The sequence below is a fragment of the Streptomyces sp. NPDC046349 genome, assembly GCF_055587885.1.
Genome location: NZ_JBVJFK010000003.1, coordinates 57,243 through 70,697 on the forward strand (window position 1 = coordinate 57,243; position 13,455 = coordinate 70,697).

At 73.1% G+C, this 13,455-nt stretch carries 12 protein-coding genes and 1 pseudogene; 6 read left to right on the top strand and 7 right to left on the bottom strand.

Going from position 1 to position 13,455, the window contains the following annotated elements:
- Nucleotides 1-9: 9 nt before the first annotated feature.
- Complete coding sequence (locus tag ACZ6JS_RS07480) at nt 10-780, top strand: bestrophin-like domain (protein WP_469296540.1); 771 nt, start codon at nt 10-12, stop codon at nt 778-780.
- Between the two features lie 183 nt (nt 781-963).
- Complete coding sequence (locus tag ACZ6JS_RS07485; protein ID WP_469296542.1) at nt 964-1,671, top strand: hypothetical protein; 708 nt, start codon at nt 964-966, stop codon at nt 1,669-1,671.
- 103 nt (nt 1,672-1,774) lie between these two features.
- Here the strand turns inward: ACZ6JS_RS07485 and ACZ6JS_RS07490 are convergent, their stop codons facing one another.
- Nucleotides 1,775-2,293 carry a hypothetical protein gene (locus tag ACZ6JS_RS07490; protein ID WP_469296544.1) on the bottom strand — a complete coding sequence of 173 codons (519 nt, stop codon included), beginning with the start codon at nt 2,291-2,293 and terminating at the stop codon, nt 1,775-1,777.
- A gap of 374 nt (nt 2,294-2,667) precedes the next feature.
- Between ACZ6JS_RS07490 and ACZ6JS_RS07495 the strand changes: the two genes are divergently transcribed.
- The gene (locus ACZ6JS_RS07495; RefSeq protein WP_469296545.1) at nt 2,668-3,330 is read left to right on the top strand and encodes a class F sortase; all 663 of its coding nucleotides are present in this window, start codon (nt 2,668-2,670) and stop codon (nt 3,328-3,330) included.
- A gap of 30 nt (nt 3,331-3,360) precedes the next feature.
- On the opposite strand, the gene ACZ6JS_RS07500 is transcribed toward ACZ6JS_RS07495, so the two are convergent.
- Both ACZ6JS_RS07500 and lysX read right to left on the bottom strand, forming a co-directional pair.
- Entirely contained in the window at nt 3,361-4,272 is a 912-nt protein-coding gene (locus tag ACZ6JS_RS07500) for a polysaccharide deacetylase family protein (protein ID WP_469296547.1), read from the bottom strand.
- Between the two features lie 89 nt (nt 4,273-4,361).
- Complete coding sequence (lysX, locus tag ACZ6JS_RS07505) at nt 4,362-7,664, bottom strand: bifunctional lysylphosphatidylglycerol synthetase/lysine--tRNA ligase LysX (RefSeq protein WP_469296549.1); 3,303 nt, start codon at nt 7,662-7,664, stop codon at nt 4,362-4,364.
- Between the two features lie 142 nt (nt 7,665-7,806).
- Between lysX and ACZ6JS_RS07510 the strand changes: the two are divergent.
- Nucleotides 7,807-8,144 (top strand): annotated as a pseudogene (locus tag ACZ6JS_RS07510) (universal stress protein); the annotation flags it as partial.
- A gap of 11 nt (nt 8,145-8,155) precedes the next feature.
- Here ACZ6JS_RS07510 and ACZ6JS_RS07515 read toward each other — a convergent pair.
- Nucleotides 8,156-9,352, bottom strand: coding sequence for a CapA family protein (locus ACZ6JS_RS07515; protein ID WP_469296551.1), 1,197 nt, complete (start codon nt 9,350-9,352; stop codon nt 8,156-8,158).
- A gap of 304 nt (nt 9,353-9,656) precedes the next feature.
- On the opposite strand from ACZ6JS_RS07515, the gene ACZ6JS_RS07520 reads away from it, so the two are divergent.
- Together ACZ6JS_RS07520 and ACZ6JS_RS07525 are read left to right on the top strand one after the other, a co-directional pair.
- Nucleotides 9,657-10,196 carry a sigma-70 family RNA polymerase sigma factor gene (locus ACZ6JS_RS07520; protein ID WP_469296553.1) on the top strand — a complete coding sequence of 180 codons (540 nt, stop codon included), beginning with the start codon at nt 9,657-9,659 and terminating at the stop codon, nt 10,194-10,196.
- Between the two features lie 216 nt (nt 10,197-10,412).
- Nucleotides 10,413-10,877 (top strand): hypothetical protein, encoded by a 465-nt coding sequence (locus ACZ6JS_RS07525; RefSeq protein ID WP_469297152.1) that lies wholly within the window; start codon nt 10,413-10,415, stop codon nt 10,875-10,877.
- A 14-nt stretch (nt 10,878-10,891) separates the two neighbouring features.
- On the opposite strand, the gene ACZ6JS_RS07530 is transcribed toward ACZ6JS_RS07525, so the two are convergent.
- From ACZ6JS_RS07530 to ACZ6JS_RS07540, 3 genes are read right to left on the bottom strand one after another with little or no spacing between them, the layout of a single operon-like run.
- The gene (locus tag ACZ6JS_RS07530; protein WP_469296555.1) at nt 10,892-11,278 is read right to left on the bottom strand and encodes a hypothetical protein; all 387 of its coding nucleotides are present in this window, start codon (nt 11,276-11,278) and stop codon (nt 10,892-10,894) included.
- Between the two features lie 26 nt (nt 11,279-11,304).
- Nucleotides 11,305-12,165: an Fpg/Nei family DNA glycosylase gene (locus ACZ6JS_RS07535; protein WP_469296557.1), complete on the bottom strand. Its 861-nt coding sequence runs from the start codon at nt 12,163-12,165 to the stop codon at nt 11,305-11,307.
- 20 nt (nt 12,166-12,185) lie between these two features.
- Nucleotides 12,186-13,439, bottom strand: coding sequence for a hypothetical protein (locus ACZ6JS_RS07540; protein ID WP_469296559.1), 1,254 nt, complete (start codon nt 13,437-13,439; stop codon nt 12,186-12,188).
- Nucleotides 13,440-13,455: the final 16 nt, after the last annotated feature.

Here is a 13,455-nt window from a genome sequence, read left to right on the forward strand (position 1 = left end):
GGAGTCATCTTGTCGGAATGGCTCGTCCTGTCCCTCGCGATGGCCGCGGCCTGTGCCGTGGTGCTGTCCATCGCCTTCTTCAATCACCGCAGGATCGGCGAGGACGACGATCCGAACGAGACCCCGGACGTCATCGAGTACATGACGATGATGATCGGGGTGATCTACGCGATCGTGCTGGGCCTGGCGATCGCGGGCGTCTGGGAGGGCCGCGGAGCCGCCCAGGAATACGTGCGCCAGGAAGCCCAGGCCCTGCACGAGATCAGCGTCCGCTCGCAGGTCTACCCGGCCGAGGTCCGCGCGAAGATCCGGTCCGACGTGGATGCGTACGTGACCCACGTGGTCGGCACGGAGTGGAAGGCGATGGCCGACGAGGGGGAGCTGACGGACCGCGGCGGGGAGCTGCTGGAACGTATCCGCCGCGACGTCACCGACTACGAGCCGCAGACCGACCACGAGGGCCAGGCGTACCAGCCGCTCGTCGACCAGGTGGCGGTGGCCGACGACGCACGCAGCGCACGCGCCTCGAGCGCCGGGGCCACGATGCCGGGCGTGGTCTGGTTCGGGCTGATCACCGGGGCGCTGGTCACGGTGGGCCTGATCTTCACCCTCCAGATCAGGCGCTCGTTCCGGGAGCTGCTGCTGGCCGGGCTGTTCAGCGCGCTGATCGCGTTCCTGCTGTTCCTGATCTGGGACTTCGACGCGCCGTTCGGGCGGGGCATCTCGGCCACCGCCGAACCGTTCCTCACGCAGTTCTCGCACCTCGACCTGGGCGGCTGACGCCGCCCGGCAAACCGGGGACGGGCCTTCCGTCCCCGGTTCGGCCCAGCGCCATGCCCCATTCGCCCGTTCCTGATCGCGGGCGCCGGTACCCGCACCTAGCGTGGCGGACATCGAGGCGCACGAACCCCACCGTGCGGAAACCGTTCCGCGGCTGCTCCTCGGGGATCCGGAGAATCAACCATGGGTGCGATACGTACCTCCGCCACCGCCCTGCTGAGTGCCGGCGCCACGTTCGCCGTACTCGCGCTCGGAGCCCTCGGCGCGCCCGCCGCGTCCGCGGCCGAGGCGCCCGGGGTCCAAGGGCTCGGGGCCCAGGCCGGGCCCCCCGCCGAGACACAGGCCAAAGCCCAGGTTCTGCAAGTCACTTCGTTCGGTTTCACCCTCACCCCCTCGACCGTCGCCCCCGGCGGCCAGGTGGTGCTGGCGGTCAGCGGCTGCAACGCCGCCTACTCCACCGCCTCCTCCGGTGTGTTCGACACCGTGAGCATCGCGCGCGGCCAGAGCGTACGGGCCACCGTGGACCGGGACGCCCGGCCCGGGGCCGTGTACTCCGTCTCCTTCACGTGCAACGGGGAGACGGGCTCGGCCGATCTGACGATCGCCGGCGGCACCACCAGGCCCACGACGAGTTCCACGAGGACCGCCACGGCCACGGCCCCCGCGACGGCCCCGGCCACGGCCCCGATCGCCACGGCCCCTGTCGCCACGGCCCCCGTCGCCACGGCCCCCGTCACCACCACCTCCGCTCGCGGTGTCCGCGGCGGCCTGGGCGGCAGCGTCGCCGGGATGGATCCGGTGGAACTCGGCGCGGGCGCGGGCCTCTTCCTCGCCGCCGCAGGAGGCACCGTGTACGCGCTGCGCCGCAGGGCCTCCGACCGCGGTCATTGAATCGCGCTCACCAGCCCCTCCACCGCCGGTCGCCCCGGGTCCTCGGGGAGGACGCGGGGCGACCGGCGGGAGCGGGCGGTGCCTGACCGGGAGGGCCGACCGGTCAGCTCCGGCCCCGGAGCGGACGGCGACGACGCATCACGTGGGCGCCCGCCCCCAGGGCGGAGACGCCGACCAGGCCCGCGCCGATGGCCGTCTCGGCGGTGGACGGGCCGAAGGATCCGCCGATGCCGCCCTGCGAGGGGTTGCCCTCGAGGATCCGGAAGCGGGCCGTGGCGACCAGGTTGCTGTCGTTGCACTTGACCGACAGCGTGTGGGTGCCCGGAGAGGCGTGGTTGAAGATCCGCACGGTGGCGAAGCCGATCGATCCCGCGGACAGGTTGGCCGGCGGAAAGTTGCCGTGCGAGGTGACGGTACCGCCGTGACCGCAGCCCGCCGCGCTCACCTGCATCGTGGAGCCCTGGTGCACGGCGTACGGGTTCACCGAGATGTTGCTGGGGCCGTTCCCGCCCCCATTCCCACCCCGGCCCCCGGGATCCTGGTTCGCGGAGGCGAGCGGGGCACTGAGGCCGAGCACGGCACAGGCTGCCGCCGTCACGGTAAGAGCGCGCAAGACACGCATGGTGGAACCTCCAGCGGGAAGCGCCCCGGAGCGTCGGCCCCGGATGATCGACGAGAACGCCTCCCACGTCGAACCCTCCGGGTGTCCCGCAACCTCCGCATTTCCGGCTTTGGGCCGCCCGGTTGAGCGACACGCCGAAGCGCGGACGGCCGGGCCGACGGATCCGCAGGTCACGACCCGTCAGGCATTTATGTGACGATTACCTGGATGGGCGCATCCCTTCCGGCCCCGTGCGGCCCCTCCGCGGGCGCGGCCACCCGTTCGCCCCTCCCCCCTCGCCGACCTGCCGCTCCGGCCTTAGCGTGCGTGAAGCAGGGCGTACAGGGGTGGGACGGGAACGCGGGTCGGGACCCCCGCGTCGGGAAGGGAGAACGATGGGCGAGGACGAGACAGGGCAGTCGCGCAAACGCTCACCGTGGGGCGTAATCGCCCTGGTCATGCTCACCGGCCTCGCCATGGTGCGAAACGGCGTGAACATCGACGACGGGCCGCCCCAGCCCACCGCGGCCTCCGCCGTCGCGGTGACGGCCGACCAGTTGCCGGCGAACCCGCCGAAGCCGCCACCGGACCTGGAGCTGCTGGAGCACTCCTCCGTGCAGCGCATCCGGATTCCCACGATCAACGTGGATGCTCCGGTGATGACGGTCGGGCTGGACGCGGAGGGCTGGATCGACGCACCGCCGCCGCAGGACCGCAACCTCGCGGGCTGGTACCTCAACGGCATCTCGCCGGGGCAGCGGGGCTCGGCGGTGATCGTGGGCCACGTGGACAACGCTCAGGGTCCGGCGGTCTTCTACGGCCTGGGCTCGGTCAAGCCGGGCAACCGGGTCGAGGTGGAACGCTACGACGGGCGCACTGCCGTGTTCGAGGTGTACGGGGTCGAGGTCTTCTCCAAGGAGGCCTTTCCCGGAGCGCGGGTGTACGGGGACACCGGGCACGCGGAACTCCGGGTGATCACCTGCGGCGGCGGGTACTCCAAGGCGGGCGGGTACGACGGCAACGTGGTCGTCTTCGCGCGGATGGTGGAGACCCGCTGAACGGGGGGCCGGGCGGACCCCGGCCCCGCCTCAGCTCTGCGCCACGGCGGACAGGGTCGGCAGCGTCATCCGGTATCCCCGCGCGATCAGTTGGGGCAGATAGGAGGAGATCGCCTGGACGCTCTGCGTCCGGTTTCCCCCCGCGTCGTGCGAGAGCACGATCGCGCGGGGCCCGGCGCCGCGCAGGACCCGGGAGACGATCGTCGTGACGCCGGGCTCCTCCCAGTCCAGGCTGTCCACGGTCCAGGCGAGCGGCTCCATCCCCAGCTCGGCCCCGATCTCGAAGGCGGCCCGGTTCCACGCCCCGTAGGGCGCCCGGAACCACTGCGGCGCCTCGCCGACGGCCTGGTGCACGACCTCGCTCGTGCGGCCGATCTCGGCGGCGAGGGCGGGCCTGCTCAGCTTGGGGATGAGCGGGTGGGTCCAGGTGTGGTTGCCGATGACGTGTCCTTCGGCGACCATCCGGCGCAGCAGGTCCCGGTTCTCCACGGCCATCTCCCCGCAGACGAAGAACATGGCGCGCACGCCGTGGCGGCCGAGGGTGTCGAGGATGGCCGGGGTGTACCGGGGGTCCGGTCCGTCGTCGAAGGTGAGCACCATGGAGCTGTCCGTGCCCGCGTCTGCGGGGAGTTGCAGGATGGGCCGGGTCCGCACGGCGGGTTTCACGGCGGGCGGGCGGGCGGGGGTGTCCGCCGTCATGGGGTGCAGCCGGTAGGCCTTCTCGGGCATCGTCCCGGGCAGTGTCCCGGGGCCCGCGGCGAGGTTCGGGCCGGGCCCGGCGGCGGGCCCCGGTGCTCCGCCCGCGCCCGGCGCACCGGGCGTGGCGGGCGCACCGCCCTCGATGCCGTTGCCTGTGGTGATCAGTCCGGCGGCCGCGACTCCGAGGAAGACGGCGGTGCGCAGGAGCACGCGCCGCCCTACTGTCGGCTCGTCTTTTTTCATTATTACTACGTATCAACGACGTCCGCGCAGAGGTCGAGAGGCACGGACGCGCCCCGTTTCGCTCACCCGTGCGGACCAGCCCCAGGGAGTCAGCCCCGCCGCACCAGGGGGAACGGGAGGGTCTCGCGGATCGTGAGGCCCGTGAGGAACATGACGAGTCGGTCCACTCCGATGCCGAGGCCGCCCGTCGGCGGCATGGCGTATTCGAGGGCGTCCAGGAAGTCGTTGTCGAGTTCCATGGCCTCCGGGTCGCCGCCGGCCGCGAGCAGTGACTGGGCGGTCAGCCTGCGCCGCTGCTCCACGGGGTCGGTCAGCTCCGAGTAGGCGGTGCCGAGCTCGGTGCCGAAGGCGACGAGGTCCCATCGCTCGGCGAGCCGGGGGTCCTTGCGGTGCTGGCGGGTGAGCGGGGAGACATCGGTCGGGAAGTCCTTGTAGAACGTGGGGAGTTTCGTCCTCTCCTCCACCAGTCGCTCGTACATCTCCAGGACCACGTCGCCGCGGGTGTCCTGCGGTCCGTGCGGCACCTTGGCGCGGTCGCACAGCCTGCGCAGCGCGTCCTCCTCGGTGTCGGCGTCGACCTCCTCGCCGAGGGCCTCGCTGATGGCCCCGTACATGGTCTTGACCGGCCAGGGCCCGGAGATGTCGTGGACGACGAGCTTCCCGTCGGCGTCCGCCTTGTGGGCGACGGGTGAGCCGAAGGCGGCGGTCGCGGCCCCCTGAATCAGCTCGCGGGTGAGGTCGAGCATGACGTCGTAGTCGGCGAAGGCCTGGTAGGCCTCCAGCATCGTGAACTCGGGGTTGTGCTTGTAGGAGACGCCCTCGTTGCGGAAGGTGCGGCCCATCTCGAAGACCTTCTCCATGCCGCCGACGCAGAGCCGTTTGAGATACAGCTCGGGCGCGATGCGCAGGTACAGGTCGAGGTCGTAGGCGTTGATGTGGGTACGGAAGGGCCGGGCGTTGGCGCCGCCGTGGATCTGCTGGAGCATCGGGGTCTCGACCTCCAGGTAGCCGCGGTCGAGCAGCCCCTGGCGCAGGGCCTGGACCGCGTGGGAGCGGGCCCGTACGACGTCGCGCGCCTCGGGGCTGGCGACGAGGTCGAGGTAGCGGCGCCGGACGCGGGCCTCGGGGTCGGCGAGGCCCTTGCGCTTGTCGGGGAGGGGGCGCAGGCACTTGCCGGTGAGCTGCCAGGACCGGACCACGAGGGAGAGCTCGCCGGTCCTGCTGGCGCCCGGTTCCCCGGTCACGAGGACGTGGTCGCCGAAGTCGACCTGGGCGGTGAAGGAGTCCAGCACCTCGGCGCCGGCCTCGTCGCGGGTGAGCATCAGCTGTATGTCGCCGGACCAGTCGCGCAGGACGGCGAAGACCACGCCGCCGAGGTCGCGTACGACCATCACGCGTCCGGCGAGGGTGGCCTGCTCGGAGGTGCGGGCGCCGGGAGGGTGGCTCGGGTGGGCCGCCTTGAGCTGGGCGACGGTGTGGGTGCGCAGGCGGATCCCCACCGGGTAGGGGTCGGTGCCGCAGGCCCGGATGCGGTCCAGTTTGGCGTGGCGGACGCGCACCTGTTCGGGCAGTCGCTCCACGGGCACGCCGGGGAGCTCCTCCCCCACGGTCTCCAGGCCCAGGGAGTCGATCGGGGGCAGGCCCTCGGTGGTGGCGGGGGCGGTGACGCCCCGGGGGTGGCCGTTGCCCCACAGGGTGCGCAGGCTGGGTACGGAGACGAAGCCCTCGGCGATGCCGGAGGCGAGGCTGACCCGGGCGAGCGAGCCGGCGTCCTGGTAGCAGAGGAACCGCGGGTACCACTCGGGGCCGTACTTGACGTTCGAGCGGTACAGCGCCTCCAGCTGCCACCAGCGGGAGAAGAAGAGCAGCAGCCTGCGCCACACCTTCAGGACGGGCCCTGCGCCGATGCGGCCGCCCTCCTCGAAGGCCGAGCGGAAGACGGCGAAGTTGAGGGAGATCCGGCGCACGCCGAGGCCGGGGGCCGCGGCGCACAGTTCGGCGACCATGAACTCCATGACCCCGTTGGGTGCGGTGCGGTCGCGGCGCATGAGGTCGAGGGAGATGCCGTCACTGCCCCAGGGGACGAAGGACAGGAGGGCGATCAGCTCGCCCCCGGCGTCGAAGGCCTCGACCAGCAGGCAGTCCCCGTCGGCCGGATCGCCGAGCCGGTCCAGGGCCATGGAGAAGCCCCGTTCGGTCTCGGTGTCCCGCCAGCGGTCCGCCCGGTCGACGATGGTCCTCATCTCCTCCTCGGAGAGGGCCGAGTGGCGGCGGATGACGGTGGTCGCACCGGCGCGCCTGACGCGGTTGACGGCCTGGCGGGTGACGCGCATGTCGCGGCCGTCGAGGTCGAAGTGGGCGACGTGCAGGATGGCCTCGTCGCCGAGTTGGAGGGCGCTCAGGCCGGAGCGGGCGAAGGCGGTGGCGCCGTCCTCGGAGGCGCCCATGACGGCGGGCTGCCAGCCGTAGCGGCCGGCCACGGCCAGCCAGGCGTCGATGGCAGCGGACCAGGCGGCGGGGTCGCCCACCGGGTCCCCGCTGGCGAGGCAGACCCCGGCTTCGACGCGGTAGGTGACGCCGGCCCGGCCGTTGGGGGCGAAGACGACGGCCTTGTCGCGCCGCGTGGCGAAGTAGCCGAGCGAGTCGGCCCGCCCGTACGCCCCGAGGAGGGCGCGGATCCTTGGTTCCTCGTCACCGTGCAAAGCTGCGGTCAGCCGCTGGGAGCGGAAGAGGGTCGCGGCCGCGTTGAGCAGGGCGGCGGCGCCGAAGAGGCCGAGGAGGAAGTACAGCGGCCGGGGCGGGCGGCCGTCGAACTGCCGGGCCGAGAAGAGGCCGCCGAAGACCTGCTTGGCGGCCCAGTCCAGCCATTGGCCGCGGGGCAGGGAGCCGGGGAAGAGGGCGACGAGGGCCCAGCCCAGCAGGACGGCGGCGAGCATGCCGAGGCCGAGCACGAGCAGGGCGTGCCACAGCGCCCCGGGCCGGGACGCGGCGTAGAACTCCTTGCGGGCGGCGATCAGTAGGGCCATGGCGGCGACGGCCAGGGCCATGGACGAGATGCCGATCCAGTAGTCGCCGACGGCGATGTCCAGAAGGTCGTCGACGATCAGCAGGGCCAGATAGGTGATGACCATCCACCAGGCGACCTTCTTGCGGGTGCCGAGGGCGGCCGCGAAGAGGAAGAGGAAGACGGCGTAGGCGAGGTTGGCGCTGACCGGTACGACGATCAGGTCGAGGAAGCGTACGACGTGCCGCAGGAGGCGCCGCAGCGTCGGGGAGAGCGAGAGCAGTGCGCACAGCAGGCCGATCGTCCCGAAGAACGCGCCGAACCCGTCGGGCACCCGGTTCAGGAAGCGGTTCCGGGTCCCGTGGGTCTCCTCTGCGGTGACACTCATGGTTCGCACTGTAGGGAGGGGTGCGCCGGTGCGCGCGCCGAGCGGGCGGGGGCGTCCGGCCCGCCCCGGCCTGTCAGCCTGTCATCGCAGGGTGACGGAGCATTGAACGCGGGGTTCGAACGCGGGTTCCGGCGGCCCGAAGGTGATCCCGGCCGGGGTGGACGGTTCGGATTCCTCGCCCGCGGGCGGCGGCCTGCGCGGCCGGACCCGCCCGGCGGCAGAAACGCACTGCCGGCCCTGGTGTACGTCCAGCCGGTGGTGCCGGCCGGGGCGGCGCTCGGCGCGCCCGTGGCGGAGACCGCCGGGGAGAGCGCGGAGGGCCCGGTGGCCGAGATCCGCGCGTCTGTGGAGCGGCCCAGGGGCATCCACGAGGTCCGCCGGTGGTTCCACAGCTTGCGCGGCGACCCGTACGCCGCTCCGGTGAGCGCGGCGCAGGAGCCGATGGCGGACGCGGTGGTGGTCGGCGCCGCGGAGCAGGCGGACCGAGCCCGCTAGCGGGCGGCCACCAGGCCGTCCTTGGCGGCGCCGCGGCTGAGGACCGCCTCGGTGATCTCGTCCCGGGCGGCCTCGTAGTCCTCCCGGCCGGGGTTCTTGGCGAGGGCGTCGGGGAGGTGGACGACCCGGCCGGCGGACAGGTCCATCATCTGCGGCACGAACTCGGCCTTGGTGACCTGCCAGCGCTGCCCGGCCGCGGTCGGCGGGGCGAAGGTGAAGCGGCCGATCGAGCCGTAGTTGCCGCGCAGGTCGCGGGCGCCCGTGTGGTTGAACATCTCGCCCGCCACCTGGTCTCCCATGCCGTAGACGATCCAGGTCCCGTTGACCTTCTCGTAGGGCTGCGGGATGTGGGCGTGGGTGCCGAGGATGAGGTCGATGTCGGGTCGGCCGGCGGTCTGCGAGGCCGTCAGCGCCCTGCCCAGCGAGAGCTGGGTACCGTCCGGTTCGGTCTGCCACTCCGTGCCCCAGTGGACGCTCACCAGCACCACGTCCGCGCCCGCCTTCCGGGCCGCCCGGGCATCCGCGATGATCTTGTCCTGCTTCATCAGGTTGACCGCCCACGGCTGGCCGTCCGGCAGCGGGTAGCCGTTGGTGTCGTAGGTGTACGCGAGGTGCGCCACCTTGGCGGAGCCCGCCGTGTACGTGGTCACCGCGGCCGCCTCGGCCGCCGTACGGGCCGAGCCGGCGTGCCGCAGGCCGACCTTGTCGAAGCGGTCCAGCGTGCGGCGCAGCCCCGCGGCGCCGTCGTCGAGGGTGTGGTTCGAGGCGGTGGAGCAGCCGTCGTAGCCGGCGTCCTTCAGGCCGTCGGCGACCTCCGGCGGGGAGGTGAAGGCCGGGTAGCCGAAGAAGGGCCCGCCCTCCTCCCCGTAGATCGTCTCCATGTGGCAGAGGGCCAGGTCCGCCCCCGAGACCAGGGGCTTGATGCCGGAGAACATCGGCCGGAAGTCGTAGCCGTCGTCCTGCGCGTCGTTCGCCGCCCGCCGGATGACCGAGGTGTGCGGCAGCACGTCACCGCTCGCGACCAGGGTGAAGCCGTGGGCGGCGGGCGCCCCTCCGGCGCTGGTGGGGGCCGGCGGGCCGGAGTCCCCGAGGCGGGCGGGGGCGGTGTCCCCGGCGGCCGAACAGCCTGCCGCCGCGGACAGCAGGAGGGCGGACAGCAGGGCGACCGCCCTCGGCCGGGTGCGCGTGGTCATCGATCGGCTCCCATTTATACGACTATCTGACATGTCATCATCTGCAATCCACATAACCACACGCTGTAAGTCAAGGATCGGATCCGCATCACGCCGACGCGCCCACTCCGACGGCGGACACGGCAGCGCCCCTGCCGTTCGCCGCGCCGTTCGACCGTTCACCGAGCGGCACGGCCGCCCGTCGGACCACCCGGGTGCTTGGGCGCAACGCCGGGTTCCGGCGGTTCCGGGAGGGCTCTGCGCAGGTCAGGGTGGACGGAGCGCCGCCCCCAAGGACCCTCGTGCACCCCGGAAGGAGCCACTCGTGCCGCTCTCCCCCACCCTCCCGCGTACGGATCCCGAGGCACTGGCCGAACTCCAGCGCGACCACGGGCGGGCCCTGTTCGGATTCCTGGTGGGCCTCACCGCCGGGGACGCCCAGCGCGCGGAGGACCTCGTGCAGGAGACCCTCGTACGGGTCTGGCAGCACCCGGAGGCCCTGGCCAGCGGGCACGACTCCATGCGCCCCTGGCTGTTCACGGTGGCCCGGCGGCTCGCGATCGACGCCCGGCGGGCCCGGCTGTCACGGCCCCTGGAGGTGGACCCCGAGGGGCTGGAACAGGCGCCCGCGCCCGAGGACGCGGTGGCCGGCTCGGTCACGGCGATCGATGTGCGGCGGGCCGTCGGGTCCCTGGGTCCGGAGCACCGCGAGGTGCTGCTCCAGGTCTACTTCCGGGACCGGTCGGTGGCGGAGGCCGCCGCCGAGCTCGGCATCCCGGCGGGGACCGTCAAGTCCCGCACCTACTACGCCCTACGCGCCCTCAAGAAGGACCTCCAGGGATACGGCTACGGTCTCGGCGCCTGAGCGACGCGTCCCGGAACGCCGCGAACGGATGCGGACCGGACAAAAAGCGCCGCGAATTCGACATAAGACCGTTCAAGTTGAGTAAACATCCCCCGCTCCGAGAGCCGCTCGGTGAAGGCTCGGTGCTGACGACGGGACGCTCGACGCGCGGGAGAAGGTGGAACGGTGCAGCCCGAGGGTACGAACGGCACCAGTGACGGCGGGCTTGCGGTGCCCATGGCCTGGCTCTACGCCGAGTACATCGCCGACGAACTGCTGCGCACGGGCAGGCTGATCCCGGTCAGCACGCTGGAGTTCCGGGCCGGACGGGACACGCTCGCCCTGACCATCTATCTCTCCGACGCGGCCGGCGAGCTGTCCGGGATCCGCGTGGTGTCACAGCTCGACGAGTGGCTGTCGCTGACGGCGTACGGCCACCCCTGGCGCGACTGGGTGCACACCCGCTTCCTGGACCTGGGCGAGGCGGCACGGGAGCGCGGCCGCGGCGAGGACCCCGACCTGGAGCTGGCCCGGGCGGCGTGGCGCTGGCTGGACGGGACCGAACTGTTCGCCACCAACCTCGACCCGGGGCAGCACGGTCACGCCGGCACCCCGCCGGGACTGGACGAGAACGCGCGCGTGTGGACCCCGGCGTGGCAGTTGGGCCTTCCCCTGGGCCACCTGGCGATGCACCTGTTCTGACCTCGGGGGACCCGCTACGGGAACCTGTCGGCCGGGTCCATGACCAGGCCCGTGAAATCCGCCTCGTTGCGCTCCGCCCGGCTCACGTACCACCGGGCGATCAGCCACATGACCGGATAGACGAGCAGACCGAGCACCAGCCAGACCAGCGGGCCCGACCGGACTCGCGGCAGCACGAACACCAGTGGCAGCGACCCGACCAGCGCCGCCAGCGCGGCCAGCGCCCCGAGGCCCGCGCGCAACTGGCTGCGCATGAGGGCGCGCACGTAGGTGGCCCCGAGGGTGGTCTGTTCGGAGATCTCCGAACGCGCCGGGGTGTGGACGGGCGCCCGGCGGCGGGCGCCCCGGGGAATCCCGGTGACGATCTCGCGCCGGGGCGGCGACTGCTGCTCCTCGGCCATGGTGCCGGAGTCTACGCAGCGCCCCGCTATTTGAGGAGGCGTGAGAGCCGCCGGTCGGCGAGCGGCTTCCCGCCGGTCTGGCAGGTGGGGCAGTACTCCAGCGAGGAATCGGCGAAGGACACCGAGCGGATCGTGTCCCCGCACGCCGGGCACGGCTCGCCCGTCCGGCCGTGCACGCGCAGCCCGCTCTTCTTCTCCGCCTTGAGCTCCCCCGCGGCGAGCCCGTGCGCCCTGCCGACCGCCTCGCGCAGGGTGTCCCGGACCGCAGTGTGGAGCTGCGTGATCTGCTCCTCCCCGAAGGAGGAGGCGAGCTTGAACGGCGACACCCTCGCGGCATGCAGGATCTCGTCGCTGTAGGCGTTGCCGATTCCCGCGATCACGCTCTGGTCCCGCAGGACACCCTTGATCTGGCGCCGCTCCCCCGCGAGGAGCGCGGCGAAGACGTCCCGGTCGAAGTCCTCGGCGAGCGGATCGGGGCCGAGGCGGGCGATGCCGGGCACCTCCTGGGGGTCGTGGACCACGTACACGGCGAGCCGCTTCTGGGTGCCGGCCTCGGTGAGGTCGAAGCCGCCGCCGCCCTCGAGCACGACGCGCAGTGCCAGCGGCCCCTTCCCGGGCCGCGGCGGCTGCGCCGGCAGGGCCTCCCGCCAGCGCAGCCAGCCGGCCCGGCCCAGGTGGGTGACGAGGTGGAGCTCGCCGATCCGCAGGGCGAGGAACTTCCCGTGGCGGGCGACGGTTCCGGCCGGCTGCCCTTCGAGGGCGGTCGGCGGCGGGTCGTACGTCTTGAGCACGCTCACCGCGAGCGGGAGGACGCGTTCGACCACCCGCCCGGCAAGGTGCTCGTCGAGGTACTCCCGCAGGGCCTCGACCTCGGGCAGCTCCGGCATGGTCCCAGCCTGCCGCCGCCTCAGGCGAAGCGCGAGCTGGGCACGGGGCCGGGCGACGCGACCCGGTCCCGGGGGCCCGCGAGCCAGCCGGGGGCGACGCCGGCGGCGAAGGCGCGGAAGGCCTCGTCCGGATCGGGCGGGGTCGCCCCGTCGCCGCCGTCCGGGGCCGGGTCCGCCGCGGCGACGTCGCGGGCGATCTCCTCCTCGCACCGGTCGTCGTCCCGCCAGGGCGGTGCCGCGTACTGGCACAGCAGCGTGCTGAAATCGGCGCTCACCGCGGGCGGATCGGTCCAGCAGGTGGCGTGCTCGGCGAGGATCTGGCCGTCGGCGCGCGCGTGCAGCGTGCGGACGAGGTCCGGGTCGGCCGCGTTCAGGTCGTACGCGACGACGAGGGTGTCCGTACGGTCCGGCTCGTAGGGGACGGCGGGCAGCCCGAGCACTGCGGCGGCGGCGAGGCCGAGGATCCGGTCGGACCGGCCGGGCAGCAGCGAGACGGCGGCGGGCCGGCGCCCGGCGGCCTCCAGGGCGAGCCCGAGGCGGGCCAGGCCGTGGCGGCACTGCTCGTGGGAGTCGCCCAGGTAGGCGTACCGGCCGGTCATCCCGGCCTCCCAGCCGTACGGGGACAGGGTGCCGAGGAGCCCGCCCGTGAGGCCGTAGTGCCAGCCGCGCAGGTCGGCCGGGCCCAGCGGGTCGGGGTGTCCGGCGCTCCGCTGGGCGCGGCGGGACCGGCCGCTGCGCCGGACCTGGCGGGCCTGGCGGTCCCGTGCGGGCGCCCACTGGGGGTCCTCGGGGGCGGGGAGGGCGGACACCAGTCCTTCGGCGGTGTCCAGGTCCCCCGCGAAGAGGGTGTTGTGCGCGAGGAGGTAGGTCTCGGGCCAGGCGGGCAGCCGGTCGCCGCGGCCGGCGAGCAGTGCGGCGGCCTCGGCGTGCCTGCGCTCGTCCTCCAGGGCGGAGACCAGCTCGGTGAGGAGCGTGCGGGAGTCGGGGAGCAGGCCGAGGGCCTCGCGCAGAGGCGCGACGGCGAGGAAGGCAATGCCCCGCTCGACGCAGGCGTACCCGAAGTCGTAGAGGGACTGCGGTTCGCGGGTCCGCTCGGCGGCCTTGCGGGCGGCGTCGGCCAGGTCCTCGAACCCGGCCTTGTCGGCCAGGGCCCTGGCGGCCTCGGCGAGTTCGGCGATCGGTGCCGTCTCGGCGTGCGGCCGCAGGGACCGGACCGCTCCGGGCAGATCGTCCTGCTTCAGCAGGCGGCGTACTTCGTCCATGGCGTTGGTCATCGCCTCCGATCCTCGG

Bases quoted from the DNA above. Each gene is read 5' to 3' on its own strand.
- ACZ6JS_RS07485 (WP_469296542.1), top strand. From the start codon at position 964: ATGGGTGCGATACGTACCTCCGCCACCGCCCTGCTGAGTGCCGGCGCC.
- ACZ6JS_RS07490 (WP_469296544.1), bottom strand. From the start codon at position 2,293: ATGCGTGTCTTGCGCGCTCTTACCGTGACGGCGGCAGCCTGTGCCGTG.
- ACZ6JS_RS07495 (WP_469296545.1), top strand. From the start codon at position 2,668: ATGGGCGAGGACGAGACAGGGCAGTCGCGCAAACGCTCACCGTGGGGC.
- ACZ6JS_RS07500 (WP_469296547.1), bottom strand. From the start codon at position 4,272: ATGAAAAAAGACGAGCCGACAGTAGGGCGGCGCGTGCTCCTGCGCACC.
- lysX (WP_469296549.1), bottom strand. From the start codon at position 7,664: ATGAGTGTCACCGCAGAGGAGACCCACGGGACCCGGAACCGCTTCCTG.
- ACZ6JS_RS07515 (WP_469296551.1), bottom strand. From the start codon at position 9,352: ATGACCACGCGCACCCGGCCGAGGGCGGTCGCCCTGCTGTCCGCCCTC.
- ACZ6JS_RS07525 (WP_469297152.1), top strand. From the start codon at position 10,413: ATGGCCTGGCTCTACGCCGAGTACATCGCCGACGAACTGCTGCGCACG.
- ACZ6JS_RS07530 (WP_469296555.1), bottom strand. From the start codon at position 11,278: ATGGCCGAGGAGCAGCAGTCGCCGCCCCGGCGCGAGATCGTCACCGGG.
- ACZ6JS_RS07535 (WP_469296557.1), bottom strand. From the start codon at position 12,165: ATGCCGGAGCTGCCCGAGGTCGAGGCCCTGCGGGAGTACCTCGACGAG.
- ACZ6JS_RS07540 (WP_469296559.1), bottom strand. From the start codon at position 13,439: ATGACCAACGCCATGGACGAAGTACGCCGCCTGCTGAAGCAGGACGAT.